Genomic DNA, 25585 nt, shown 5'->3' on the forward strand with positions numbered 1-25585 from the left:
AAAGATATTAAATGAAACACCTATTTTGTCTGGCATTGAGTGCTCTTATCTTATTCGGAGCCGCAGCGCAGACTTTCGAAACGGCGTCACTTCGCCGGCATATTACCTTCCTGGCTTCGGACGATCTGGAAGGCAGGGGTACTGCCAGCCTGGGCGAGATCCGGGCGGCCAATTATATAGCAGATCATTTCAAAAGTTTGGGGTTGAAACCTGCGGGGACCGGCGACAGCTATTTCCAGCCTTTCGATGTTTCTTTTGCTATTGAGGGTAAAGCACATTTGATGACGGGCCGGAATGTGGTGGCATTACTCGATAATGGTGCCCCTAAAACCATCGTGGTGGGCGCGCATTACGATCACCTCGGAAAAGGTTTTCAGGGAAGCTCGCTTTCGCCCGACAGCAAAAATATGATCCATAACGGTGCAGATGATAATGCCTCGGGGACGACGGGAGTGATGGAACTGGCGAAGTACTTTGCCGAAAACAATGTTAAAGAAAAGCATAACTATCTTTTTATAGCTTTTTCAGGCGAAGAGTTGGGGCTGATCGGTTCGAAACATTTTACCGAAAAACCCACTATTCCGCTTGCTTCTGTATCCGCGATGATCAATATGGATATGATCGGGCGGCTGGATGAAGCGAAAGGTATTATCGTTTCGGGGTGGGGGACCAGCCCGGTTTGGGGAAAGCTGATCCCGGGTCTTGCAAAAAAACAGAATTTGAGTTACACCGTGGATTCTTCCGGTGTCGGCGCTTCTGACCATACTTCCTTTTATCTCAAAAATATCCCGGTCGTGCAGTTCTTCACGGGCGCGCACGGCGACTATCATAAGATTTCGGACGATCCTGACAAGATCAACTACGAAGGAGAAGCCAGGATACTGTCGCTCATCGCCGGCCTGCTTACTAAGCTTGACAGTGAAACCGGTGAACCCGAGTTCGTAGCTGCCGGCAACCCGCACGCAGGGGCGACGACCAGCAATTTCAAGGTAACACTTGGCGTAATGCCGGATTATAGTTATTCCGGAAAAGGGCTGAAAATAGACGCAGTATCAAAAGCTCGGCCGGCTGAAAAAGCGGGGATATTACCTGGCGATGTGATTATGAAACTGGCTGGCGAGGAAATCGGCACTATTTATGATTACATGGAAATCCTGAGCAAACACGAAAAAGGCCAGCAGGTAGATGCGGAGTTTATACGCGGCAAAGAAACCAAAAAGGTGAAAATTACTTTTTAAAAACCTCAGTTAATAGCTCCGCGTTTCCCGAGTTCAATCGCTTCCATCTGGCTGATCAGCCCGTCGTGCATATTGAAGCGCAAGACGGTGCGGATCTTGTGAAAACCTTCTTTTCCCGCTGCTCCTGGGTTAATGTAAAGCATATTGTTCAGCTTCGGGTCGCGGATTACCCTCAGAATATGGGAGTGGCCGCAAATGAAAATGTCGGGCAGAGTCGATTTCAGTGTCGGCATGACGATCGGGTTATACCTCGGGGGCGCGCCGCCAATGTGCGTGATCCAGATCCGGAATCCTTCCAGTTCGAAATGCTGGTGCTCAGTGGTACGAATCTGAATTTCAGTATTGTCGATATTCCCGAATACCATCCTGGTCGGCTTGAACGCTTCCAGCTTTTCAATAATCTCCACCGAGCCAATATCCCCCGCGTGCCACACTTCGTCACAATTGGAGAAATGATTGAAAATCCTTTCATCCAGATAACCGTGTGTGTCCGATAGCAAGCCGATACGCTTCATTTTTCCTGTTTAATACTGAATAGAATTGCAAATATGGCCATTGAAAATCCTTCCCGGAATGTTTTGTGAAATTTTTGTTAAGTTAAAGTAACTTATATATAAATATTTTACAGATATTGTACAGCAAAACTTAATTAAAGTTAAATTTATCTCATTTCTGTATAAATTTTCACCAAAACTAAATTTGTAGTTGTAAAGTGTTTCTCCTTTGTATATTATTGTAAAAATGTAATTCGTCAGTTACAAACCTTCTTACCAAACCTTAGCCACGCCTTGAAAAAAATCTTACTCCTGGCCATTCTATGTCTCACATTGTCGGTTGCGCACGCGCAGACTTCGGGACGATTTACATTGAAAGGAAGCACGGTCGATACTGCCGGTGTCCCGCTTCCGGAATCAACGGTGATGCTGCTTACACCCAAAGATTCGACGCTTGTCAACTTCGCGCGGACAGCCAAGGATGGGACTTTCGAATTCAAAAATGTGAAGCGGGCCAACTACCTCATCAAGATCACTTACGTGGGGTATCTTCCTTACCAGGAAGCTGTTAAACCGAAAGACGATGATGTTACGGATCTGGGAAAGATCAAAATGACATTTATGGACCAGGTACTGTATGATGTGGTGATCAAGGCATTTCGCGCGCCGCTGAGTATTCGCGGCGATACGATTGAATATGACCCAAAAGCATTTAAGGTACAGCCAGGCGCGTCGGTCGAGGACCTGATCCGGCGGCTCCCAGGCTTGCAGGTAGACCAGGACGGGACGATCAAGGCGCAGGGAGAAACGGTCAAACGTGTAACGGTAGACGGTAAGCGCTTTTTTGGAGACGATACCAAGGCTGCAACGAAAAATTTACCAGCCGAGGCGATTTCCAAAGTGCAGGTATTTAATGAAAAAACGGAACAATCCAGGATAACCGGTGTAGACGATGGTAAACACGAGAAAACGCTGAACCTGCAATTAAAGGATAGTCACAAAAAAGGCGGTTTCGGAAAAGCTACACTTGCCGCGGGTACCGATAAACGTTTGGAGGGAAAGATCAATTACAACCGGTTTAATGAGAAAAATCAGTTCTCGGTGATCGGTCTTGGAAACAATACCAACCAGGGCGGCATGTCGTGGGACGATTACCAGGATTTCAAAGGAAGCCAGTCTTTCAACTGGGGCGACGACGGGGATTTCGGGTTTGGCGGCGGAGTCAGATATATCTCGTTTGGTGGTGATGATGATGAAAGTTTGACGATCCAGGCGGGTAGGGGAGCGCAGAACCGGGGTTTCAACAAGAACTGGGCAGGCGGCGCAAATTATAATTTTGACACAAAGAAAACCAAGTTCAACACCAGCTACTATTATAACCAAACCACGCAGGATCTGGATGCCACCGCGCGGCAGACGAACTTCCTCACCAATTCAGCATTTACGAAGGTGGATACCAACGGAAGGTTGAACTTCAATGAGAACCACAGAGGAAGTTTGCGGTTTGAAAAAACGATCGATTCGCTGAATACGCTGATCGTGTTGTCCAATATGCGCATTGGGAGTGGTACTGCCGACTATTTCAGCCACCAGGAATTTTTCCGCGGGGCGCAGGATACCACCCAGCTTTCCAATACCAGCGACCAGCGCAATTTTTCTGATTTCAATTCTTTTGCTCTGGGCAATACTGCTATTTTCCGTCACAAGTTCAAGAAAAAGGGAAGGAACTTCGCTGCGAGTTTAGCGTACAATGTCAATAATTCCGAAGGTACGATCGATCAGAAATCGACCAACCGGTTTTTCAGAACTTCGGAAACGACTCCGGATAGCATATTGAATATCAATCAAACCAACTATACAAAGAGTTTGCGGAACCAGATCAAGGGGAGTGTACTGTTTATAGAGCCTTTTGCGAAGAAGTTCGTTGTGGAGACATTCTATAATTATAGCCTGAAAAGTGACGATGTCGACCGGGATGTATTTGATATCAATGAGAGCGGGCCGGTCAGGAACACGAATCTGAGCCGCTATTACCGCAATATCTCAACTTATAACCGCCTCGGAACTTCGGTCAGGTATTCGCATAATGGGTTAAATATAGCAGCGGGAGTCGGCGCACAGCAGATTCACCTGGACGGTAAGTTTTCAGTGGATCAGAACGACGCAGTCCGTACCAATATCGACAGGAAGTTCTTCAATTTCGTGCCAAACGTTTCCCTGAATTTTGACCTGAAACAAAACAGATATCTGTACGGTGGCTATAATGTGTCCGTTCAGGAGCCTAATATCCGTGACCTGCAACCGATCGTCGATAACAGTAACCCGCTGTATATCCGGGTAGGTAATCCGAATCTGGTACCAACTGTGAACCACTCTGTGAATCTGGGCTACAACTATTTCAATCCGGGCAGCTTTATACAAATGTTCTTCGGGGCTTATTATAACTACTATGACAATCAGGTGATTTATAGTCAGCGGGTATCTGAAAATCTGGTTACTACCACGATGGCGGAAAATATCAGTGGCGGTAAAAACTTCAATTTGTACGGTAATTATGGTTTTCCAATCGTAAAAACAAAGAGCAATTTCAACATCAATGCTTCGTATAACCGGGGCAACAACCTGACGAATATCAACGGCGAGCTGAACGAGACGAAAAACAACGGTTACAACTGGGGCGCGCGACTGGATTTCACACCGAGCGACAAGTTTACGGTTTACACCAATGCAAACTGGAATATCACGGATACCAAATATTCGATCAGCTCGGGGCAAAACCAGAAGATCATCAATACCAATTATGGAGCTGAAATGAATGTTAAGCTGCCTAAGGATATTTACTTCAACAGCCGCTTTTCATATAATTCTTACGTAAACAACCGTTTCGGTTTTGACCAGAAAATGCCGATCCTGAACGTGTCAGTATTTAAAACCATGCTGAAAAGCAAAAAAGGGGAGATCAGACTATCAGCATTTGACCTTTTCAACAAAAACCGCGGGATATCGCAGTCGGCTTATCAGAACTTTGTTTCACAGGAGCAGGTACGCACATTGGCGAGATACTTTATGCTGAGCTTTACCTACAATATGCGCGGGGTAGCGCATTCGGTTCGCCGGAAAGGTTTTGGATATTAATCAACAATCAATTATTAGGAGTTATGAAAAAATTATTTGCCCTGTTCCTGGTGATCGCCGGCTTGCCCGCATTGGCCCAGTCAGACGGCTTGGTTGTTACCTACGAACGGACATTCTTCTGGTCGAAAGTGTATGAAAAGCTGACATTCTTATCGGAAGAAGAAAAGAGCAGGATGAAAAATTCCTGGGGCGTAAACGATGAAGGCTGGAAGAGCAAAGGTCAACTTGTTGCAAGCCCGGGTCAAAGTAAATATGTGGAACTGGAAGAGGAAGCCGACGGCGGTTACCGGGGCCGTAAGAGTGAATACCTTGTTTTCCGCGATTTCGATAAAGCTAGGAAAATGGAGCTGGAAGAGTTTGCCGGAAAAATGCTGCTCATAGAGGACACATTGATTGCGCCAAAATGGAAAGTAATGAACAAGATCAAGGAAATTGGCGGGTATATGTGTATGATGGCAGTTTCGGAGGATTCTATAAAAGGTCAGAAAATTGAAGCCTGGTTTGCCAACGATCTGGCTTACGGCAGCGGCCCGGAACGCTACTACGGCTTGCCGGGAATGATCCTGGAAGTGGACGTAAACGACGGCGAAATGCTGCTAACTGCCATTAAAGTTGAGAAAAAACCGGTGGCCGAACTGCTTGCATTGCCGAAGAAGATCAAAGGCAAAAAGATCACGACGACGGAGTACGAAAAGATGATGACGACCCACTTCCGCGACAGCATCAAATCACGCCGGAACCCGTACTGGGCTGTGAGGTATTAGAGTGAGATTAGAATTGTTAATATTTGCTAAGGAGCTTCCAAAAAGGGGAAATTGTAAATCACAATTTCCCCTTTTTACGTACCTTTGCGCTTTGAAAACGCATCCCAGGGTTTTCTGGCTCGATATTTTTGTTGTCAGTGTAGTTGTACCATGTTTTACTTAACAGTGTTTAATTTTTTTAACAACCCTTGTTCCCTATGAAAAATACGCTTTTAGCAGTTGCTATGCTCTTCGTACTTGGCTCATGCGCCAGTAAGAAAAAGCTACTTACAGCGCAGAAACAGGCTAATGAAATTCAGATTCAATTAGACAAAGCGAGAGCTGACCTGAATGATTGTGACAGCAGAACTGCTGGTTTGAATAATGATTTAAAGGCTAAAAATGACGAGTTGACCAGCAAAAATGCCAAATTGAAAGAGCTGGAAGAACAAGTTGAATTCTTGAAAAAGAACAATAATAACCTGCTTGACCGTATGTCTGATCTTTCTGTGATCAGCAAGGAAGGTTCTGAAAGCATTAAGAAATCGCTTGCTATGATGGATGCACAAGGAACTCAGATCAGAGACCTGAATTCAAGCATTCAAAAGAAAGATTCTTTGAACATGGCGCTGGTACTTAACCTGAAACGTTCACTGGCTGACGTAAGTGACGAAGATGTTCAGATCGAAGTGAAGAAAGGCGTAGTTTACGTTTCTCTATCGGACAAAATGCTTTTCCGCTCAGGAAGTTCTGTGATCAATACTCAGGCTGAGAGCGTGTTGAGCAAAGTAGCCAAGATCCTGAACGACTACAAAGAAATCGAGATCCTGATCGAAGGTCACACGGATAATGTACCTATCGCGACAGATAAAGTGTCTGATAACTGGGATTTGAGCGTTTTGCGCGCTACTTCGGTTGCTCGTACACTTCAAAAGAAATACGGTGTTGAGCCGGTTCGTATGATTGCAGGTGGCCGTGGCGAATATTTACCCAAAGTGGCAAACGATTCTGCTCCTAACCGCAGCCTGAACCGTCGTACCGAGATCATCATTACTCCTAAGTTGGATCAATTCTTTAATCTTTACACACCTAACGCGGGTAAATAAGATTATTGCAGATATTCAGGAGCCCGCAGGATTAGTCCCGCGGGCTTTTTTTATTCATCCCAATCCCGATTATCCAATGTCAGAAACTGTACCTACCAGAGAAACCATTGAAGCGGCGCACCAACTGGTGGCTCCCTGGATCCATCGCACGCCGGTCATGACCTCGCAGTTCTTTAACCGGCTTTGTGGTGCGGAGCTTTTTTTCAAATGCGAGAATTTGCAAAAGATAGGCGCATTCAAAGCGCGGGGCGGACTGAATGCGATCTTATCCCTGTCGCCTAAGCAACTGGAAAACGGGGTTACCACGCATTCTTCCGGTAACCACGCGCAGGCGATCGCATTTGCAGCGGCCAAAGTTGGCGCCAAAGCTTATATTGTAATGCCTGAAAATTCTTCGCTGGTCAAGATCAGGGCGGTGGAGGAATATGGTGCGGAAATCACGTTTTGCGTCAATACACCGGAAGCCCGGCAGGAAACGGTGGATCAGATCACTGAAAAAACGGGCGCTACATTTATTCATCCTTTCAATAATTATGAAGTGATCGCAGGGCAGGCAACTGCCGCCAAAGAGCTGATCGAGGACGTGAAAGTGCATCTTGATGTGATCGTGGCGCCGGTAGGAGGAGGAGGATTGCTGAGTGGTACCGCACTTTCGGCGCGCTACTTTTCGCCGGAAACGGAAGTGTACGCAGGCGAGCCGGAAGGAGCGGCCGATGCAGTATTGTCTTTCAGGAGTGATAAAATTGAAAAAGCACCTTACGTGAAGACGATCGCCGACGGGTTGCTGACCTACCTTGGAGACAAGACGTTTCCGATCATTAAGGAACACGTGACGGACGTTCTGCTCGTGTCGGACGAAGAGATTATCGCCGCAATGCGCTATCTCTGGGAAAGGATGAAAATCGTTGTCGAGCCTTCGGGAGCAGTTTCGCTTGCGGCTATTATCAGGAACAAAGAAGCCTTTACAGGGAAGAAGATCGGCGTGATACTGACCGGTGGGAATGTCGATTTAGGGAAACTGCCATTCTGATAATCAGTAGAATCGAAGAAAAGCGGAATTTTCATAAAGAATAGTATGCGGATCGGGCTTAAACACCGTTATAGAGAAAATAATTATATTTATCGAACCAACAAACTGGTAACTATTTACACCAAACATTGAAGTATGAAAAAGCTGATTTTTTGTTGCCTGGTCGTTTTAATGGGCGCTTGCAAAGACAAAAAGGAGAATGTGGAGCCGGAGACCGATTTCGCTCCTGATTTTGCCGGAGTCTATGCTACAACAACAGTAATACCGCCGTCAAGGACCGATTTTAACTGGGTTGTTACTCAAAATGCAAAGAACCAGCTGAATATCGTTTTCACAAAAGACACTGAGGTTTCAGCTGCCGGAAGTACGATATCATTGCTGCAAACCTACAAGCTGATCAATGTAAAGACGACCAGCAAAGATATGATCGAGCTGGACGAAACTGTGGATGTGGAGCAAAGCAATGGAAAGCAGCTCAGACAGAAAGTTCAGGGAACAGGTACAAGAGTGATCAATAAGGACGGAATTCCGCAGATCAATATTACCTTGAAACTGACTGACGCGAGTACCAACAATGCAATCGAAGAGTACCTCGAATTCAAGAAGAAATAAGTTAAGAAAAGAAATACTATCAAAAGGGGCGGCTGACATATCAACCGCCCCTTTTGCTTTTTATCTTCCGCAAATGCCCGTGAAATCGCAATACGTGCAGATCGTCAGATCGTCCGTTTTGCGGAAAGGAATATCGGGATCGAGCATTACATTCAATATATCAGCCAATATCTCCTCCGACTTCCGGATAAAATCTCCCGGTGCCAATTCATCCGTCAGTTCCATGGGGTTTGAGACCTGGCTTTTGGGATCGCGGAATGAATAAAAGCCTGATTTCACCGCAAAATCGCCGAAATTGTACGTGGTATCTCCCAGCTTCAATCCGTTTTCATCGAGCATTTTCCGGTACATCAGGTATTCGTACATCCACAGCTGGCGTACATAGCCCATTTTTCGATCCGGGTCTGTCTTTAAAACTTCTTCCCGGCGTTCTGGGTCTGCGAGTTTTTGCTTTCCCGCTACCTCTACGCTACCCGTTTTGTAATCCATCACAAATAGCTTCCGATCCTGCTCGTCGAGTTCGATACGATCTATTTTTCCGCCAAGGCGCACGGGCGTGTAAGTTCCCTGCAAAACGAGCTCGATCTTCGTACTGATCTTTTGTTCTGCCGCCAGTATTTTCCGGCGCGGCCTGAGCTGCATCTGATGTTTGAGAAACACCAGGATCTGCTGCTCGCCGATCTGATAATAGATCCTGTTCAGGCCGAGGTCAGTCACATATCCTCTGAAAAGCCGGTCAAACTCTTCTTTGAGCGCGGTCTTGATCTGTTCCTCGGAAGGGTCGATATTACTCAGGAAAAATTCGAGATCCAGACGTTCCAGCGCGGCGTGGAGCCACGTCCCGATCTTATCCATTCCCAGCTCTTCTTCCACTTCTTCCTTCTCTTTTACCCCCACAATATGTTTGAGATAAAACTGCATCGGACAACGGATGAATTCATTTAAATGTGTTGGATAAATGCCTTTATTCGCCAGATACCCACGAATTGCCAAAAGCAAAGCTTCATCTTTCCTTACAGATTCTTCAAGTTCCTGCTGTTGTTGTCCGTCAAAAACGACCCGCTTATGCTCGATACTGATCTTCGGATTGTATTTAGCGAGCTCAAATTCAAGTTGCTGGATAAACCTGCTTTTCTCGCCACCTCCGGGCGCATTACTTGTACTCGTGTAAAGCAAATGCACCTCGCTCGCGCGTTGCAACAAACGGTAAAAATGGTACGACATCACCGCTTCCTGGTGCAAATGCGTCGGTAACCCCACCGTCTGCGCCGCGTCGAAAGGGATCAGTGAATTCTGCCTTTTTGCCTGGGGTAATGTGCCTTCATTGAGCGATAGAATGATAATGCGTTCAAAATCCAGCGCCCGCGTTTCCAGCATTCCCATGATCTGCAAATTGCTAACCGGCTCTCCGCTGAAAGGAATGCGCGTTTGCCGGATCAGTTCAAACATAAATGAACGCAGCGTCCGAAGCGTGATCAGCTCGGTTTTTTCGTCAATAGTTTGTTCAAATTGTTTGAGCAGGGTATAAAAAAGGTAGAGATACTCCGTTTCCAGCGCGTTTTTGTAATCTTTATAAACATCACGCAGCAACTCGATCAGCTGGTAAAAGGTCTGCAAAACCTGATTTGGCTTGTTCTTTTCCCAACGCGTGAATAGTACCCGGAAAAGCGGATGATTTTCTCCCAGCATCAGCAGCTGCTCCGAGTCGAGAAAAACCTGGTTACCGTTCGTGATCTCGTATAATGTCTTTTGAATGATTGTCTGGCCGCTGTCAGAAGGTTTCAAAGCAACATATTCATAATGCCGGATAAACGGGTGGTTCAGGACCTTATCAATCGACTTATGCCCAAATTTTGGGATCCTGATCATTTTGCCGGCCTTGCTTTTAAACTCAACTACATTCTGTTGCAGGTCGAAAATGCTGTCGATTAATGTATATAACAGCGAATTCCGCATGGAAAGGCCCATTGTCACATTGAGGTCGAGCACATTTTCGTCGAGTGAATAGAGCATGGGCATCAGCAAGTTCTCGTCTGCAAGCACAATTGCAGTCGGGACCTGCGCAGCTTCGGGGGATGCTCTTATAATCTGGTAAAGCTGCCCTGCTACTTTTGTCTGCAAAGTCGCGTTAGGTACGCCGTACACCGTAATGTGTTTGGAGCTCGAAAGCAGATCGTCGCTGATCCAGTTCCACGGGCCGAATGCGCCGCTTTTCTGGTAGTCCCGCAAACTTTTACCCGCTTCCACATTTTTGTTCTCGGACATATAATACCGGTCGCTGTCCCAGAAAACTTCTGCTTTTTCTGCTTTAACCAGCGTAGTAACAATCACCCGCTCCGACTCGGTGAATGCATTAAAACCTGCGAAATAAATCCGCTCGTAGTCAGCCCGTTGCAGTAAAAGCTCCTCAACATCTTCCGCCAACTGCCGGTACGCCATGCCGCGGTACGCTTTTCCTTTCTGTTCCAGCTTTTCGCGAAACAGTCTGTACAGAGTTTTTATATTTTGAAAAAGAGAAAAATACTGCTTATGCCCGCCTTCACTTTGCAGCGACCTGCCTTCGGGTAAGTTTTGCTGCCACCTTTCAATCGCCTGGGCTTCTGATAAATAGTCGAATAAATAGTCCGTTTTTACGAGGTACTGATCAATTTTATCAAGATCATTCAGCAAAACAGCCGCCCAGCCCATAAACCGCTCAAACTGCACCTCGGGATCGATATCGCGGAAGGTTTCATACAGATCAAAAAGCAAATGAACCGGATCCTCGATTTCCAGCGTACACATACTTTCCACAAAATCGTCGACCGCGATCACAGACGGGCTCATCATCGGTTCAGTGGTTTCGATCGCCAGCTCCTGCATTAGAAAAAACGCTGCCCGCCGCGTCGGTACAACGATCTGAACCCTTTCCAGCGAAGAATGATTGGCTAATATTCGTTTTGCAACGGAATTGAGAAAGGACTGCATAAGATATTGGATAAGAGCGGCTTAGTCGAAAAGCGGCCAGTTGATCCCGAAAGAAAATGCGCGGGCCAGACCGAGGTATTCGGGTGTTACAAAATATCCTTCCGGGAAAAGGTTAAAATTGCCTCCCTGGTTGAGATATGCCATTTTGAAAAACAAACGAACCCTTTTAATGCGGACATTCGCAAAAACGTCCACCACAACATTCTGATCGAGCCGGTCGGTATTCTGTAAGTGAAACTGTTGTGTAACAGGCATATAAGCATCTGCCAGATAGGAAGAACGATATCGCGCCGACAGTCCCAGCTGAATGAAAAGCACTTTGGCATACACAAAATCAAATGTAGCCTCGCCGCTCGCAAAAACCGTCGGTACGCGCAGTACGTCCTTATTATCGTTCAAAGTGAGGTAACTCATTGCCGTGAAATTCCAGCGGTTGAGGTGAATACCTGAGTTGAAACCTACCCGCAGCAGTCGGAAACCGGCATTGAGCTGGCGCGGCGCGGCGGACGTGTCGTAGTAAATGAAATCGTTGATCTGGTGAATCTGTATTTCGGGCACGAACTGGATTTTCTTGGTTTTGAGCGGAAGCGACGCATAGATCGTCTGCACTTTTGTAGGGTCAAAGTTATTTCGCCACTCAAAATGGTTACTCAAATACCGCTCTACCAGCAGGTCAGGCGCGGTTTGAATACTCTGAAAACCTGCCTTTCCCCACTTCGTATTGAGCTCACCTTTAAGCCGGTACTCCACATTTTTGGCCAGGTTAAGATCCGCTTCGGCGGTAAGGTAGTTAGCAGAATCTTTCAAATAGTAACCAGCCCAGGCGCCGATGATATTGTCAAATCTTAAACCGGTTCGGTAAGAAGTGTAAATGTCACCCACATCGTTGCCGAGCTGGCTCGCGCCCCGCATTCCGTAAAACCGCTGGCGAATGTAAGCACGGTAGTTGAAGCCCGAATAATATCCTTTGATACCCACCTTGTTGTCCAGGAGTTTGTAGTAAATATCCTGTCGCGTCTGGGTTGAATCGAATCTGAAGCGGGGATAAATGCCTCTTTGCAGTCCGCGTTCCAGGTCCAGGTCTGTGAACCGGTTGATCGTACTTTGGAAATCGGCCTGCTGAAAAAGCTGGAATCCGTTTGCGAGCCTGTATTGCTGGTACAAATGGAACACGTGCCGCCGTTCCCAGGAGTTGGCATCGTCGCTGATCTTGGCAGCCCCGTCGTAGGAATATTTCTGCTTAACCCCCTCAATTTCATTGGGAATGATACCGCCCTGCTCGCGCACTTTCTGGTTCATGTGCCGGTAATGCGCCAGGATCAGGTATTTTTTGTTTTTGGAAAAAAAGCTGGTGTGTAAAAGCAAAGTCCAGTTTTGGCCCAGCAATGCTTCCGAATTGATCGTATTGGCAAAACCATATTGCTTATTGGAGGTAAACCGCTGGCCGCGAATCCCGAAATTGAAGCGGGAATGCACATTTTGCGTGTAAACGAAGGTACCCATCGAAGTTTTGCGTCCCCCCGAAAGAAAGTCCAGCTCGGTATGCTGGGAGCGGGTATCGATGTATTTAACTTCTTCCTGCTTGATCGCGTAAGCGTCGTACGCACGAAAGCCCAGTTGCTGCCCAATATCTTCTCGGGGCTGATAAAGTAAGTTTCTGGTTGCAGTAACTGCATTACCCAGGTCCGCCAGCTTGCCCCAGGCTTTGTCCATCGGAAGCCACCTGTGGAAATTCGTCAAACCGGTATCTACCCGGTAACGCACCGAGTCGCGGTTGTTGAGGATATCATTTTCAAAGTAATGCAGGGTGGTGTGCGGGCCGTAGACATTCTTGGTACTATCGTCCAGGATCTGACCGCCACCCTGTGCTCCGCCGCCGCCGGTCCGTGACCCGGTGCCTCCGCCTCCGCCAGGCATTTGCATACCTCCGGGCATCCTTACCTGGGCGTTTGCCAGTGGTGCAAATAAAAAACATGTTAAGATCCACAGTGTGGCGTAAAAAACAATTCTCATAGAGGAAACTATCGTGCTGCGGTATTTTGAAGTGCCTCAATGCGCGAACCGAACCAGGCATTGAAACGGTCGGTATCGCTGCCAAAATGGACTGTTACGGGAATATAAGCAAATCGGTCAATATGTCCGGACTGCGCTACAAACGGCTTCAATTTGACCATATCCTTTTCAGTTGTTAATACAAAAGTACCGTTTTTTAAGTACTTAATCAGTTCTTCCACGTCTGCCGCCTTGTAATTATAGTGATCAGGGAAAAGCATCTGATCTAAAACGTGAAAGTGGGTGTCAACATATCTGATGAAGGGGCGTGGATCTGCAATTCCGGCGGCTATTTTAACATTCTTTAACTTCACAGGCGAGCCAGCGTAAGTCAAAGGTTCGGCATAATCGGTTTTTGAGAAAAATACCGGTACGTTTTCGGAGGTATATTGATTGATCTGCTCCGTGATCTGTTTTCGTGTCAGCGCGTCGGGCTCGTGCGGACATTTCGTTACAATTACTGCATCGGCCCGCTTGGCACCGTTCCGGTTTTCCCGCAATCTGCCGGCAGGAAAGGGGAGGTCTTTGTAGAATGGCCGATTGAAATCATTCAGTAAAATATTAATATCCCGCCGGATCGCCCGGTGTTGAAACGCGTCGTCGAGCAGGATGATCCCGGCTTCGGGTCTTATTTCAGCCAGCCGGGCCGCACCCGCAGCGCGATCTTCACTTACCACAACGGTAACCGGCTTGTTTTTGAATTTATTATAGAATTGTAACGGTTCGTCCCCGATGGTTTCGGCAGTGGAATTATCGTCGGCCAGCAAAAAACCTTTCGTTTTCCGACCATACCCACGACTTAAAATTGCAATACGGTTCCGGGCAGAAAGCAGGTTCGCGAGGTACTCAGTTACAGGTGTTTTGCCCGTTCCGCCCACCGTAATATTGCCAATAGAAACAACGATCTGTGACGCTTTTCGAGAAGAAAATGAGCCGCGATCGTAAAGCTGGTTTCGCAGGTCCGTAACCAACCCATATACGCGCGAGAACGGGCTCAATGCTGTTTTTAACCACGGACGATCTTTCATATAGGCTGCATAATTACATATTTTTTGTCTAATATTGTGCCCCTTTTAAATACCTGACACCACGTTCCCATGCCGTTAAAAATTGTGTACAAACCCTGTACGCTTCATTTTCGTAAAGAAGCGGGTACCTCGCGGGGGATACTTACACAAAAAACTTCCTGGATACTGCAAGTTACAGATTCAGAGCAGCCTGGGTTGACCGGTTATGGTGAATGCGGCCCGCTTCCGGGTCTCAGTGTCGACGATCTGCCCGACTTCGAAACGCAGCTTATTGATGTCTGCGAACTTTTCAACAGCCTCGACCTCGACGTTTTTCCATTTAATCTAGGCATTATCCTCGACCAGGTAGTGCCGCAGCATTTGCCTTCCATTCGGTTTGGCGTAGAAAGCGCTTTACTTGATATCATGAAAGGAGGCAAGCGTAAACCTTTCAAAAATGACTTTTCTGAGGGTAAAACGGGCGTGCTGATGAATGGGCTGATCTGGATGGGATCGTTCGACGATATGTTCGCGCAGGTAGAAGAGAAACTTTCGCAGGGTTTTACAACACTAAAAATGAAGGTAGGGGCGATCGATTTTGACAAGGAATGCCGCATTCTCGAATCAGTTCGCAGGCGCTATAATAAAGACCAGATCACACTGCGCGTCGATGCAAACGGTGCTTTTAAGCCGGAAGATGTGGAGCAAAAATTAGCAGCACTTTCAGCTTTTGACCTGCATTCTATCGAACAGCCGATTAAAGCTGGCCAGCATACATTAATGGCCACATTATGCCAAAATTCACCGGTCCCCGTCGCACTCGATGAAGAGCTGATAGGGGTATTTGATTACCGTGAAAAGTTTGCGCTGCTTAAAAAACTGAATCCGCCGTTTATCATTCTCAAACCTACATTACTTGGCGGTTTCCGGCACACGAGCGAGTGGATCGAGATCGCGAACCGTTTGCAAATCGGTTGGTGGATCACCTCCGCCCTTGAATCCAATATCGGACTTAACGCAATTGCGCAATACACAGCTGCCTTCAACAACCCGCTCCCACAAGGTTTAGGCACCGGCCAGTTGTATGTAAATAACTTCGAATCGCCGCTGGAAGTGCGCGAGGGATATCTGTATTATAATGTGGAGAAGGGCTGGGAATTGCCGGCGTTATAATTGGATTACCCCCAACCCCCTGGGAGGGGGCTATTGATAACCATGGGCTTTTCGACTTGGATACCCCCAAACCCCCTGGGAGGGGGCTTTCAAAAAAGGACGAATTTTACTTTTAGCCCCTTTCAGGGGGTTGGGGTGAACCTTTAAGCCCCCTGAAAGGGGGTTGGGGGGTAAGGCTCAACGTCAAACCCAATCAATCCCTTTCTTCAAATAACTCAGCGTTTCTGCCTCAGCCGAGCCACTTTCCGGCGTAAAGTTATATTCCCAGTTGGCCTGTGGTGGCAAGCTCATCAATATCGATTCCGTGCGTCCGTTGGTTTCAAGACCAAACTTGGTACCGCGGTCCCAGACCAGATTAAACTCCACATAACGGCCGCGGCGGAGGTATTGCCACTGTTTTTGTTGTTCGGTAAATGGATCGTTCCGGTGCTTTTTCATTAAAGATGTATACACCGGTGCAAACGTTTCTCCTACTTCTTTTACAAATGCGAAAAGTGCTTCTTTCGAAAGATTTTGCCCTTTTCCTTCCTCATTTGGTTTGAGATAATCAAAGAAAATACCACCAATTCCCCGCGTTTCTGACCTGTGCGGGATATAAAAATAATCGTCCGCCCAGTTTTTGAATTCGGGATAAAATGACGGGTGATGCTTGTCGCAGGCGCTTTTAATGCTTTGGTGAAAATGCCGTGCATCTGCTTCCACTACATAATGTGGCGTAAGATCAATGCCGCCGCCAAACCAGCACGTACCGTTGCTCAACTCAAAATAGCGCACATTCATGTGAATGATCGGGACGTTGGGATTATGCGGGTGCATCACGATAGAAACGCCGGTGGCGGTAAAGTGGTAATCGTCGCCGGGATGCAGGTCCATTTGCTGTCGCAACCGGGGATGTACCTCGCCTTTAACACTCGAAAAATTAACGCCGCCCTTCTCGATCACATTGCCATTTTGAATCAGCCGCGTTCTGCCTCCGCCTCCGGAATGGTGTTCCCACAAATCCTCCTGAAACTTCGCAGCACCGTCGGTGGTCTCCAATGCATTGCAAATACCATCCTGTAACTCCCTAAAAAACGTCTCTATCTCTTCAACTTTCATCATATACTTACAATATCAATGCACAAAAGTAACAGAAAACTAAACTGCCTGACAGTAATGTGTGAGAAGGATAGGGTTGACACGCGTTACGTAACGTGTTACATTTGCGAATGATCAGAAGCATTGTCAGCAAACCTCTCAGACTGTTCTATCAGAAAGGGGACAGTTCGAAATTGCCGGCGTCCCAATTGAGTAAAATTGGGCTGATTTTGACATTGCTCGATGCTGCCAACATTGCGGAGGATATGGATTTTCCAGGATCGGGGCTGCACAAGCTTTCGGGCGAACTAAAAGAATTCTGGTCTGTTAAGGTCAATGCTAACTATCGTATTATTTTCCGGTTTGAAGGAAAAGACGTAACTGATGTGGATTATCTGGACTATCATTAAATAGGGGAAGTATGAGTGAGAATAACGTAAAAGGGCCTATGAAGATGCCGGTGCATCCCGGCCAGGTACTCAAAGATCTTTATCTTGAACCATTGGAATTAACAATAACAGATGCTGCGAAAGGTTTGGGTGTGACTCGTAAAACGCTTTCACAACTGGTTAACGGACATCACGCAGTAACGCCTGATATGGCACTGCGCCTTGCAGAAGCATTCAATACTACGCCGCAATTGTGGCTAAACATGCAGCAAAATTATGATTTAAGACAGGCAGAAAATAAGGAGAAAAATTACAGCATCACGCATTTCTGGACTGCTGCAAAGTCTGGCAGCGCTCGTAGCGTCTAGCGGCAAGTGTTTAAGGTCTAAAACAAAAAAAGCGGAGCTATCTCCGCTTTTTGCATTTGTGCTATTTCAATCACGATCAATCATCAATCCTTAAAAATGTTCCGCTCAGGTTGAATACCAGCTCTTTGCGATTGGAAAGTTTTACTTCCTGGGTTGTTTTGCTCTTTTCCCATTCAGTGATTACTTCGTCGGGATAATTGTCCTGCACGTATTCAAGCACTTTCAGCGGCACTACGCTGTCAGGGATTCGTTCGTTACCCGGCGCGTCGACGCTGTAACATTCGCCCTGCCGGTCAAATTCCAGTTCGACCTGGTTATCCAAAATCACATCGTAGCTCGTCAGCAGATCGTCGCGGTCGCGTACTACGCGGGCAATACCGGCATCGGGGAAATGGGCTTCGATGAATTCAGTAGCTTGTGCAGGCAGATTGGTTTCGTTTACCACTTTTTCATTGTCACAGCCAGTAACCGCCAGTAAGATCAGTACAAAGTAAATCGGGAGTGCTTTCATGATTCTTGTCAATTAAATAAAACATTGCTTTCTCTCCCGACAACTCAAAAACATCATACCCCCACGCGCCCCATTCTTTTCCTGAATTTTTTATCATATTGTCTTATAAAAGCCTTTCAATTTCCGAAACAAGTTTATCGTCAGAAGGTCTTGGTGCGTTAGAATCGACGATCTTTCCCGATTTGTCAATCAGGAAATAGCGTGGAATGCTGGAAATCCGATATTGCTTTTTCAGGTCTGATTTGGAAGGCTGGATCAGTATGAAATTGTCGGGTGTATCGATACCATCTTTTTTTGAAGCCTTTTTCCAGGCGGCATTATTTTCGTCCATGGAAATATTTATAAATACCACATCTTTTCCTTCAAATCTCTTTTTGAGCGACTTCGCTGCCGGCGCTTCTGCCCGACAAGGCCCGCACCAGCTTGCCCAGAAATCTACATAAACGACTTTATTACGATGATTTTTAATTAATTCTTTCCAGGAAATATTTTCACCGCCAGCATTCACCAGATAGCCCGTCGCCGACTTTTTTGTTTCCAGAAAATCATACATTTCTTTAATATATTCTTTTAATAAAGGATCCTCCACGTCAGTTTGAAAACGTTTTGCGAGTGCCGGATTGGGTTTAGTTTCATTGAACATTCCACCCAGCTTGATCAGGTTATATAAAAGGTAATCACGCGTCTTTCCGTTGAATGTATTGCTGTAAATAGCATAAGCTTTTTCCGGCCCGACTTTGTCAGGATCGGCTACGTAATATTTGGCAAAAACCTGCGTGAGATAAGGGAATTCTGGATCAGAAAAACAGCTGTCACAGCTCATCAGAGGCAATAATTCGTCGTGCAATGCCTTATTATCTGACAGGTACGCACTTACTTGAGAAGGTGATTTTTTATTAAAAGCAAACTGCGAAATCTTGTGTTGATAATAGAGGTTTTTTTCTAATATCTTCTTCTGCTGAATGCTGAAATCGTTTTTAGACGCATACTTTTCCAGGAACTGTACATTGTCTTCATATTCACTTCTCAATACGGAATCTCTGGATTTAAAGTCCAGCTTCGCGAACCTCCGGTATCTCGCCAGGTCTGTAAGATCAAATTCACTAAGTCTCTTCTGTTTAGCCGCATACTTTTTCAATTCCTTGAATGCATTTAGTTCATAAGTCCGTTTAGCATTGCCGGCTATTTCAAAGTTAGAGATCATTGAATCTTTCGTAATCCGATACTTTTCGCCGGGAATCAGATAAATATAATTCTTTGCTTTCCAGTGAAAATCTTTCAACAGGATAGGGCTGGATGAAATAATAGTCTCTTTAAAAACAGAATCTGCTTTCAATTTTTCCGGTGTATCCATGATACTAAGATTGAATAAGTGATCGGTATAGCCGAAAAAATATTGATCACCTCGTTTCGCATGAATTTCCAGGGCAATAACACTATCCCTTTGGATCAAGGGAGGCGCCGGTTCAGCTGGTTTCTTTTTGTCTTCTTTGTCAGCATTTTGTGAACAGGAAAACGATAGCAGGAAAAAAAGGAGTAGCAACTTTTTCATCGTACAGGAATTTAATAGGGTTGGAACCAGATTAATTATTCGCCTTTCTTCTTCGAAATTTCTGCATCAATAATTCTTCTTAATTCTTCCAAATCTCTGGCAGTGAGATTAGTATCCCTCGCAAAAAAAGTACCAAATTGTGCAGCCGAGTTATTGAAAAAATTGCGGATCAATCCATTCAAGTGCGACGAAAAATATTCCGTCTTGGCTACCAGCGCATAATATTGCCGCGAGTTTCCGTATAGGTTATAAGCGACGAACCCCTTTTCCTGCATTCTTTTAAGCAGCGTAATCACGGTCGTGGAAGCTGGTTTGGGATCCGGCAGCGCTTCGATCAGATCCTTCAAAAACACGTTTTCATGCTGCCAGATCTGTTCCATAATTTGCTCTTCGGCTTTACTCAGGCTCATTTTGCTCTACATTTGTAATGTGTACTCTACAAATGTAGATCAATATAAGTTTTTAACAAATAATAATTTGAATAATAATATTGAAAATGTTGAGATAGTTTAACTCTCAAACAGGACAGTTAGTAACCGGACAGAAACTACTTTTGCACTTATATCTTTTGATCCGTTCCGTAATGCTCAGATTTTTACCAATACTCTTATTCATTTTTACGTCAAGTTTTGCGCAAACCTATACTTCCACGATTCGCGGCACCGTGCGCGATGCAGATACCGGCTCGCCGCTGGTAGGAGCGACCGTGCAATTGGTGCAAGGGCAAACCGGCACCATCACCGGCCCTGACGGCAATTTTCGTTTCGATAAACTCGACGTGGGCCGCTACCAGCTCACAGTCACGTATGTGGGTTATGAAACGATCAGCATTCCTGAAATTTTGCTGGAATCGGGAAAGGAAAACGTTGTTCAGGTCAGGCTTAGCCCGTCGGGCAGACAGTTGCAAGAAGCGACGGTTTCGGCAGCGCGGCCGGTTGCATTCAATAGTGTGCAGCCGATCACGATGGAGCAAACCTTCCGGTACTCGGCAACTTACATGGACCCGGCGCGCGTCGCTACTTCATTTCCCGGCGTGGCGGCGGCCAATGATCAGGCTAATGGCCTGGTGATCCGTGGTAACTCGCCCAATAGTATGCAATGGCGGCTCGAAGGCGTGGAGATCGTTAATCCAAACCATTTGTCCAATGCAGGTACATTCAGCGACCGGCCCACTTCAACCGGCGGCGGCGTGAATATCCTCAGTACCCAGCTGCTGGCGACTTCCAGTTTTCTATCCGGCCCGTTTCCAGCGCAATACGGGAATGTAACTGGTGGCGTGCTCGATATGAACCTGCGAAAAGGGAACGACGAGCAGACAGAATTTACGGCCCAGGCCAGCGTGCTGGGCTTTGATATCGCTGCGGAAGGCCCCTTTTCGAAAAACTCAAAAGCGTCTTATCTCGTCAACTATCGCTATTCGTTTACGGGTTTGCTTGGCGCGCTGGGGGTTAGTTTTGGCGGAGAGGTCATCAATTTTCAGGATCTTTCATTTAATCTTAATTTCCCAACAGCAAAAGGAGGGAAGTTCACGGTTTTCGGAATGGGCGGGTTGAGCGACAATACGTACACACCCGACAAGGATACCACAACCTGGGAGTTCGATAAGGAAGGTCAGAATATCATTTACAAAGGTTCAATGGGCGCTGCCGGCCTCACTTTCGATCAGCCGATCGGGAGCCGGGCTTCGATTCGTACGGTAGTAGCAGGTTCCGGGCTGTATTCGACCAGAAAAGCATTTTTGGTTGATCCAAAAACACTTTTAAATAGCGACGTGCTGGGCGATGAGCAGATTTCTGCATCGAAAATCTCATTCAATACCACCTTCAATTATCGTTTGAATGTAAAGCAACGCTTCAAAGCCGGCTTGTTTTTGACTTCCCAGCAGTTTGAAACGCCCCGCAATTATTTCAATGAATCCGTAAATGCCTGGACGGTGCAGCCATTTGTGAATTGGTCGTACCAGGTTGCGCCGTCGGTCACTACCGAAATCGGCCTGCATGCGATGATCAGTAAGTTGAAGGAAGAAGACGCAAAAGGAAGCCTATTGCTTGAACCGAGAGCTGCTATAAAATGGCAGGTTTCTGATAATCAGCAGCTCAGCCTTTCTTACGGTCTGCACAGCCAGCTGCAATCGCCCAATGTTTATACGGCCACGTATGGGATGACGACGATGAGGCAGAATATGCATTTGACGCCAACGCGATCGCATCATATCGCGCTAGGGTATCAGCAGACTTTCAATAAAAGCAACAGTCTGAAACTGGAAGCTTATATGCAAAACCAGTTTGATGTGCCTGTGGGAGGCGATGAAAGCACTAAATATTCAGCGATCAATCTGATTGAGGAAAGGCCGGCGGTACGTTTTGAAAATGTTGGGACAGGACTTACTTACGGTTTGGAAGCCAGCTTTCAGAAGTTCCTGACAAATGACTTTTATATGCTCGTTTCAGGCTCGATTTACGATGCTACCTACGAGGATATGAACGGCATTCGCAGGGCAAGCCGCTTTGGAGGCCGCCACACATTCAGTTTCACAGCGGGCAAGGAGCTGAAATCGGGTAATGCGAATATCTGGGGTATTAATGCCAAAATTCTCTGGATAGGAGGCTTCCGCGACAGGCCGGTCGACGAGGAATATTCGCGGACACTTAAAACCACTTTATACAGCAACTCGGGCCTGTATTCTGTTAAATTGAAAGATTACTTCCGCCCGGACCTGAGAGTATACTGGAAAAAAAGCAAAGCAAAATACAGCCGCACACTGGCACTGGACTTGCAAAATGTTTCCGGAACCAAAAACGAAGCCTACCGCTATTTCGACGTCCGCCAGGACAAGGTAGTAACCCAAAATCAGCTGGGCCTGATTCCGGTACTGAGTTATCGGTGGGAGTTTTAGATAATGAGAGAATTTCGAATGATTGAATGATTGAATGATTGAATGAGCGGGCGCCGCTGCACTGAATTAGTGAATGAGTGATTTAGTGAATGAGTGAATATTTTCTTTGCTACGAGCGCTGATTGTCAATTGTTTAAAATAAATCTGCTTTGTTATGCGAACTTTCGTGAGTTAATATGTGTAAATAGCAATGCAATTGAAGTTTTATAATGCAGTTTGCTGCGAGCTAAATTCTGATAATGCAATGGCCAAAGCTAAAAGCTAACTGCTAATAGCCAACAGCTAAAAATGGGGGTGACTGGAATTGACAGCGGGTTGGAAGTCTGTGTGTAAGCATGTCGGGAGTTGAGATTATCTCCCGTCAAAAATGATCTCAAACAATAAATGGCGAATCTACTTACGCCATGGCTGCTTAATCCGGAGGATTAAACAAATGCCATCATCTCTCCAACCTACGTGCTGATGGTTGGGCTCCGGGGTGTCGCAAATCAGCGCTGGTTGGAATAGTGATACGGAAATCCAACGAGACACCAGTATCTAAGGCTTTGATGCGGGTCCGCCGTGCACCTTGTCGAGCTCGAAAACCTAATCACGGATAAGCATGTAGAAGGCGCAGGGTTTCCCTGTTCTGGACCAGGGTTCGACTCCCTGCATCTCCACCAGTACCAATTACAAAAAGTATCAAAAGCCTGCAAATCAATGATTTGTGGGCTTTTTCTTTGTTGATGCTAGCTCAAAACGTTCAATAATTCTCAATTAAATGGTGAGCGTTTCGGTGAGCAAATTTTTCCACTGAAAAGTGCTCACCAGAATTACCTTAACGCATTGATTAATAAGAGGTTCAAGGCATGTACATCTTGATTTTAAATAGCTGCAATTTCATTTTTATCAATCTTAAATTGCTAAGTTATGCTAACAAAAGCTTCACGCTGCTCTTCTATTTGAAAAAACGCAGCAATTACTTAAAAGGGAAACTCCCAATCTACATGCGAGTTACGGTAGATGGAAAACGTGTGGAAATCGCTACAAAGCGAGAATGCGAACCTGCAAAGTGGAATTCGTCTGCCGGAAGGGTATCGGGCAATAAGGAAGAGGTAAGAAGTACAAATTCATATTTGGATGTGCTCCAATCCAAAGTTTATGAGCTTCATAGAAAACTTATTGCATCGGAAATTACTATAACCGCAGAATTGTTTAAAAATAAGTTAGTTAATAATGATGAGCAAAAGAAAATGATCCTGGAAATTTTTGAGAAGCATAATCGTGATATGGCTTGTTTGGTAGGTTCCGAATACTCAAAGGTGACTTTGGTTAGATATAAAACTTCACTGGAACATACTCGAAATTTCATAAAATGGAAATACAATTTGAGTGATTTAAGCATTCAAAGCCTGGATTACGACTTCATTGCACAGTATGAATTTTGGCTTAAAAGCCAAAAGTAAGGCAGTCCGCCGTCGGGTATTCCCAAGCTTTTAATCCTGATTTGTATTCTTTGTGATGAACTTGTAATGTAACTTCATCTTGTCCTCTCCCACATTGACGGCATTTGTAATCATCAATTCGATTACGCTTTGCCTAAAACTTTTCCATTGACGTTTTCTGTAAGAAGACATCTTAAATCAACAACGTTTTAATGGAGTGAGTCAAAAGATTAAACCTGATTCTCGGTGCTTCTGATACAAGTCGGCTTTAAAAATGAATCAGATGTTAGAATGTAAACAATTTATGACCAAGCATTTAAATGGCACGAAATCCTCGCTTACAACTGAACCTCAATTAAAGGTAATGTATCTTGTATAAGATTGTCCAGTTCAGATGCTGTTATTGTATTTGGGTTCATTCCTAATGTTGTATAATCCGGATTTGCATCGCCGTGATGCCATTCGAAAATTAACCTAGCGCCTTTTTTGCAAAAATGGAAATGATCATACCAGGAATTGCTAAAATGATTGCAAAATATGTCAAGCTCATGGGAGAATAACTTCCGGGCAATACACCTGCTGCGGAAGTTGCGATCATAATAGATAAATTAAACGCAGAAGATTGAACCGAAGTGGCAACGTCTTTTCCACTTTCTACCTGCCTGCTTACGGCTGCCTGCAGTAAGGTCACTAATGGACCAAAAGAAATTCCCCATAAAAAGAAAGCAACATGAGCCACTATTGTCTTTCTACCAAATAGCAATAGAACAAGCATAGAAATAATTACGAGTGCAAACATCGCTGTGGTAAGCAGCCTCAGATGTTTGTCGGTGTATTTTATGGCAAGCAATACTGAAATCAAAGACCCTGATCCAAAAAGTAGTAAGGCACTTTCTATTCCACCTAACAATTCAATTTCATCAACAAGCTTGGTAATATACACATATACACCATAGTGGGCCATTACGCCAAGAAGGGTGAGCAGCAGGACGGTCAATACCGACGGAATTTTGAACAGGGAAAAAGGCGATGAACTTCTCGTAAGTTTTTCGCCGGGAGTAGATGGTAATGCAACAGCACATGTCACAGCAATGGCGATAATCATTATCCCAAGTGCGATAAATGCTGCCCGCCACCCGTATCGGTTGCCAATAAATGTTATAGACGGCATTCCTGCACTAATACCCAAGGTATTTCCAGCCATAATCACGGCAATCGCTTTTCCATGATGCTCATGGTTGACCAGGCGCATCCCGTAGGCCGCTATCATGGGCCACATCACGCCGGCACAAATACCGCCTATGATCCTTAGGATAATGATGATAGTATAATTGGCTAAAATGCCGACCATGATATTGGAAGCAGCAAATCCGGCGAGCAAAATCAATATCAGGACTTTGCGGTTAAATTTCAGGGTTACCGAAACAAGGGGGATGGCAAAGATAGCAGACGCAATTGCGTAGTAGCCTACCAGATTACCTCCTTGTAGCTCACTGATATTTAAATCGGAATTTATCTGCGGCATCACACCGGATGGCATTAACTCAGAAAGAATCCCGACAAATGTTACAGACGACATCAAAATCATGATCAGCCAGGGAAACGCATTTGTACTTCCGGCTATCGTTTGTTGATTGCTCAATGTAGATTCTTTTTGTAGTTATTTAAAATTATGGTTTTTACGTCATTCTTTCTGGCATATTCAGATTCTGATAATTACTGATATTGTTGGTGCATTAATGAGGAGAATTTAGATCTATAAAGATTATATCCTTGCATATTAACTAATTGTTTGTCCGAATCTGATAGCT

At 45.6% G+C, this 25585-nt stretch carries 20 protein-coding genes and 1 other RNA gene; 12 read left to right on the forward strand and 9 right to left on the reverse strand.

Translation table 11 applies throughout. The annotated features are described in order from the left end of the window. Window positions 1–11 precede the first annotated feature (11 nt). A complete protein-coding gene (locus LZG94_RS04530; RefSeq protein WP_233790748.1) occupies window positions 12–1238 on the forward strand; it encodes a M20/M25/M40 family metallo-hydrolase in 1227 nt (408 codons plus the stop codon). Between the two features lie 5 nt (window positions 1239–1243). On the opposite strand, the gene LZG94_RS04535 is transcribed toward LZG94_RS04530, so the two are convergent. Further along, the gene (locus tag LZG94_RS04535) at window positions 1244–1753 is read right to left on the reverse strand and encodes a metallophosphoesterase (RefSeq protein WP_233790749.1); all 510 of its coding nucleotides are present in this window, start codon (window positions 1751–1753) and stop codon (window positions 1244–1246) included. A 273-nt stretch (window positions 1754–2026) separates the two neighbouring features. On the opposite strand from LZG94_RS04535, the gene LZG94_RS04540 reads away from it, so the two are divergent. The 5 genes from LZG94_RS04540 (at window position 2027) to LZG94_RS04560 (ending at window position 8358) form a co-directional block, all read left to right on the forward strand. Continuing rightward, entirely contained in the window at window positions 2027–4867 is a 2841-nt protein-coding gene (locus LZG94_RS04540) for an outer membrane beta-barrel family protein (RefSeq protein WP_233790750.1), read from the forward strand. A 23-nt stretch (window positions 4868–4890) separates the two neighbouring features. Further along, the gene (locus tag LZG94_RS04545) at window positions 4891–5631 is read left to right on the forward strand and encodes a GLPGLI family protein (RefSeq protein WP_233790751.1); all 741 of its coding nucleotides are present in this window, start codon (window positions 4891–4893) and stop codon (window positions 5629–5631) included. Between the two features lie 197 nt (window positions 5632–5828). Next, entirely contained in the window at window positions 5829–6716 is an 888-nt protein-coding gene (locus LZG94_RS04550; protein ID WP_215235841.1) for an OmpA family protein, read from the forward strand. Window positions 6717–6792: 76 nt separating this feature from the next. After that, window positions 6793–7746, forward strand: coding sequence for a threonine/serine dehydratase (locus LZG94_RS04555; protein ID WP_233790752.1), 954 nt, complete (start codon window positions 6793–6795; stop codon window positions 7744–7746). Window positions 7747–7881: 135 nt separating this feature from the next. After that, window positions 7882–8358 (forward strand): hypothetical protein, encoded by a 477-nt coding sequence (locus tag LZG94_RS04560; protein WP_215235843.1) that lies wholly within the window; start codon window positions 7882–7884, stop codon window positions 8356–8358. Between the two features lie 60 nt (window positions 8359–8418). On the opposite strand, the gene LZG94_RS04565 is transcribed toward LZG94_RS04560, so the two are convergent. From LZG94_RS04565 to lpxK, 3 genes are read right to left on the reverse strand one after another with little or no spacing between them, the layout of a single operon-like run. After that, complete coding sequence (locus LZG94_RS04565; RefSeq protein WP_233790753.1) at window positions 8419–11325, reverse strand: PD-(D/E)XK nuclease family protein; 2907 nt, start codon at window positions 11323–11325, stop codon at window positions 8419–8421. Between the two features lie 21 nt (window positions 11326–11346). Then, the gene (locus LZG94_RS04570; protein WP_233790754.1) at window positions 11347–13338 is read right to left on the reverse strand and encodes a putative porin; all 1992 of its coding nucleotides are present in this window, start codon (window positions 13336–13338) and stop codon (window positions 11347–11349) included. An 8-nt stretch (window positions 13339–13346) separates the two neighbouring features. Further along, the gene (lpxK, locus tag LZG94_RS04575) at window positions 13347–14405 is read right to left on the reverse strand and encodes a tetraacyldisaccharide 4'-kinase (RefSeq protein WP_233790755.1); all 1059 of its coding nucleotides are present in this window, start codon (window positions 14403–14405) and stop codon (window positions 13347–13349) included. A gap of 69 nt (window positions 14406–14474) precedes the next feature. On the opposite strand from lpxK, the gene LZG94_RS04580 reads away from it, so the two are divergent. Beyond that, window positions 14475–15557 (forward strand): o-succinylbenzoate synthase, encoded by a 1083-nt coding sequence (locus tag LZG94_RS04580; protein WP_233790756.1) that lies wholly within the window; start codon window positions 14475–14477, stop codon window positions 15555–15557. Window positions 15558–15740: 183 nt separating this feature from the next. Here LZG94_RS04580 and hemF read toward each other — a convergent pair whose 3' ends face one another. Continuing rightward, complete coding sequence (hemF, locus tag LZG94_RS04585) at window positions 15741–16655, reverse strand: oxygen-dependent coproporphyrinogen oxidase (protein ID WP_233791118.1); 915 nt, start codon at window positions 16653–16655, stop codon at window positions 15741–15743. Window positions 16656–16765: 110 nt separating this feature from the next. On the opposite strand from hemF, the gene LZG94_RS04590 reads away from it, so the two are divergent. Continuing rightward, window positions 16766–17044, forward strand: a complete 279-nt coding sequence (locus LZG94_RS04590; protein ID WP_233790757.1) for a type II toxin-antitoxin system RelE/ParE family toxin — start codon at window positions 16766–16768, stop codon at window positions 17042–17044. An 11-nt stretch (window positions 17045–17055) separates the two neighbouring features. Continuing rightward, a complete protein-coding gene (locus LZG94_RS04595; protein ID WP_215235850.1) occupies window positions 17056–17391 on the forward strand; it encodes a HigA family addiction module antitoxin in 336 nt (111 codons plus the stop codon). A 76-nt stretch (window positions 17392–17467) separates the two neighbouring features. Here the strand turns inward: LZG94_RS04595 and LZG94_RS04600 are convergent, their stop codons facing one another. From LZG94_RS04600 to LZG94_RS04610, 3 genes are all read right to left on the reverse strand, one after another. Continuing rightward, window positions 17468–17902, reverse strand: a complete 435-nt coding sequence (locus LZG94_RS04600; protein ID WP_233790758.1) for a PepSY-like domain-containing protein — start codon at window positions 17900–17902, stop codon at window positions 17468–17470. Window positions 17903–18005: 103 nt separating this feature from the next. Next, complete coding sequence (locus tag LZG94_RS04605; protein ID WP_233790759.1) at window positions 18006–19454, reverse strand: TlpA disulfide reductase family protein; 1449 nt, start codon at window positions 19452–19454, stop codon at window positions 18006–18008. Window positions 19455–19489: 35 nt separating this feature from the next. Continuing rightward, the gene (locus LZG94_RS04610; RefSeq protein WP_233790760.1) at window positions 19490–19864 is read right to left on the reverse strand and encodes a BlaI/MecI/CopY family transcriptional regulator; all 375 of its coding nucleotides are present in this window, start codon (window positions 19862–19864) and stop codon (window positions 19490–19492) included. Window positions 19865–20037: 173 nt separating this feature from the next. On the opposite strand from LZG94_RS04610, the gene LZG94_RS04615 reads away from it, so the two are divergent. The 3 genes from LZG94_RS04615 to LZG94_RS04625 all read left to right on the forward strand — a co-directional run bounded on the left by LZG94_RS04615 (window position 20038) and on the right by LZG94_RS04625 (window position 23795). Continuing rightward, window positions 20038–22350: a TonB-dependent receptor gene (locus tag LZG94_RS04615; RefSeq protein WP_233790761.1), complete on the forward strand. Its 2313-nt coding sequence runs from the start codon at window positions 20038–20040 to the stop codon at window positions 22348–22350. 290 nt (window positions 22351–22640) lie between these two features. After that, window positions 22641–23012: a transfer-messenger RNA gene (gene ssrA, locus LZG94_RS04620) on the forward strand. Window positions 23013–23291: 279 nt separating this feature from the next. Beyond that, a complete protein-coding gene (locus LZG94_RS04625; protein ID WP_233790762.1) occupies window positions 23292–23795 on the forward strand; it encodes a phage integrase SAM-like domain-containing protein in 504 nt (167 codons plus the stop codon). A gap of 448 nt (window positions 23796–24243) precedes the next feature. Here LZG94_RS04625 and LZG94_RS04630 read toward each other — a convergent pair whose 3' ends face one another. After that, entirely contained in the window at window positions 24244–25416 is a 1173-nt protein-coding gene (locus LZG94_RS04630) for an MFS transporter (RefSeq protein WP_233790763.1), read from the reverse strand. Window positions 25417–25585: the final 169 nt, after the last annotated feature.

The sequence above is a fragment of the Dyadobacter sp. CY343 genome (genome assembly GCF_021390335.1).
In the GTDB taxonomy this organism is placed as follows: Bacteria; Bacteroidota; Bacteroidia; order Cytophagales; family Spirosomataceae; genus Dyadobacter.

Bases quoted from the DNA above. Each gene is read 5' to 3' on its own strand.
- LZG94_RS04530 (WP_233790748.1), top strand. From the start codon at position 12: ATGAAACACCTATTTTGTCTGGCATTGAGTGCTCTTATCTTATTCGGA.
- LZG94_RS04535 (WP_233790749.1), bottom strand. From the start codon at position 1,753: ATGAAGCGTATCGGCTTGCTATCGGACACACACGGTTATCTGGATGAA.
- LZG94_RS04545 (WP_233790751.1), top strand. From the start codon at position 4,891: ATGAAAAAATTATTTGCCCTGTTCCTGGTGATCGCCGGCTTGCCCGCA.
- LZG94_RS04550 (WP_215235841.1), top strand. From the start codon at position 5,829: ATGAAAAATACGCTTTTAGCAGTTGCTATGCTCTTCGTACTTGGCTCA.
- LZG94_RS04555 (WP_233790752.1), top strand. From the start codon at position 6,793: ATGTCAGAAACTGTACCTACCAGAGAAACCATTGAAGCGGCGCACCAA.
- LZG94_RS04560 (WP_215235843.1), top strand. From the start codon at position 7,882: ATGAAAAAGCTGATTTTTTGTTGCCTGGTCGTTTTAATGGGCGCTTGC.
- LZG94_RS04565 (WP_233790753.1), bottom strand. From the start codon at position 11,325: ATGCAGTCCTTTCTCAATTCCGTTGCAAAACGAATATTAGCCAATCAT.
- LZG94_RS04570 (WP_233790754.1), bottom strand. From the start codon at position 13,338: ATGAGAATTGTTTTTTACGCCACACTGTGGATCTTAACATGTTTTTTA.
- lpxK (WP_233790755.1), bottom strand. From the start codon at position 14,405: ATGAAAGATCGTCCGTGGTTAAAAACAGCATTGAGCCCGTTCTCGCGC.
- LZG94_RS04580 (WP_233790756.1), top strand. From the start codon at position 14,475: ATGCCGTTAAAAATTGTGTACAAACCCTGTACGCTTCATTTTCGTAAA.
- hemF (WP_233791118.1), bottom strand. From the start codon at position 16,655: ATGAAAGTTGAAGAGATAGAGACGTTTTTTAGGGAGTTACAGGATGGT.
- LZG94_RS04590 (WP_233790757.1), top strand. From the start codon at position 16,766: ATGATCAGAAGCATTGTCAGCAAACCTCTCAGACTGTTCTATCAGAAA.
- LZG94_RS04595 (WP_215235850.1), top strand. From the start codon at position 17,056: ATGAGTGAGAATAACGTAAAAGGGCCTATGAAGATGCCGGTGCATCCC.
- LZG94_RS04600 (WP_233790758.1), bottom strand. From the start codon at position 17,902: ATGAAAGCACTCCCGATTTACTTTGTACTGATCTTACTGGCGGTTACT.
- LZG94_RS04605 (WP_233790759.1), bottom strand. From the start codon at position 19,454: ATGAAAAAGTTGCTACTCCTTTTTTTCCTGCTATCGTTTTCCTGTTCA.
- LZG94_RS04610 (WP_233790760.1), bottom strand. From the start codon at position 19,864: ATGAGCCTGAGTAAAGCCGAAGAGCAAATTATGGAACAGATCTGGCAG.
- LZG94_RS04615 (WP_233790761.1), top strand. From the start codon at position 20,038: ATGCTCAGATTTTTACCAATACTCTTATTCATTTTTACGTCAAGTTTT.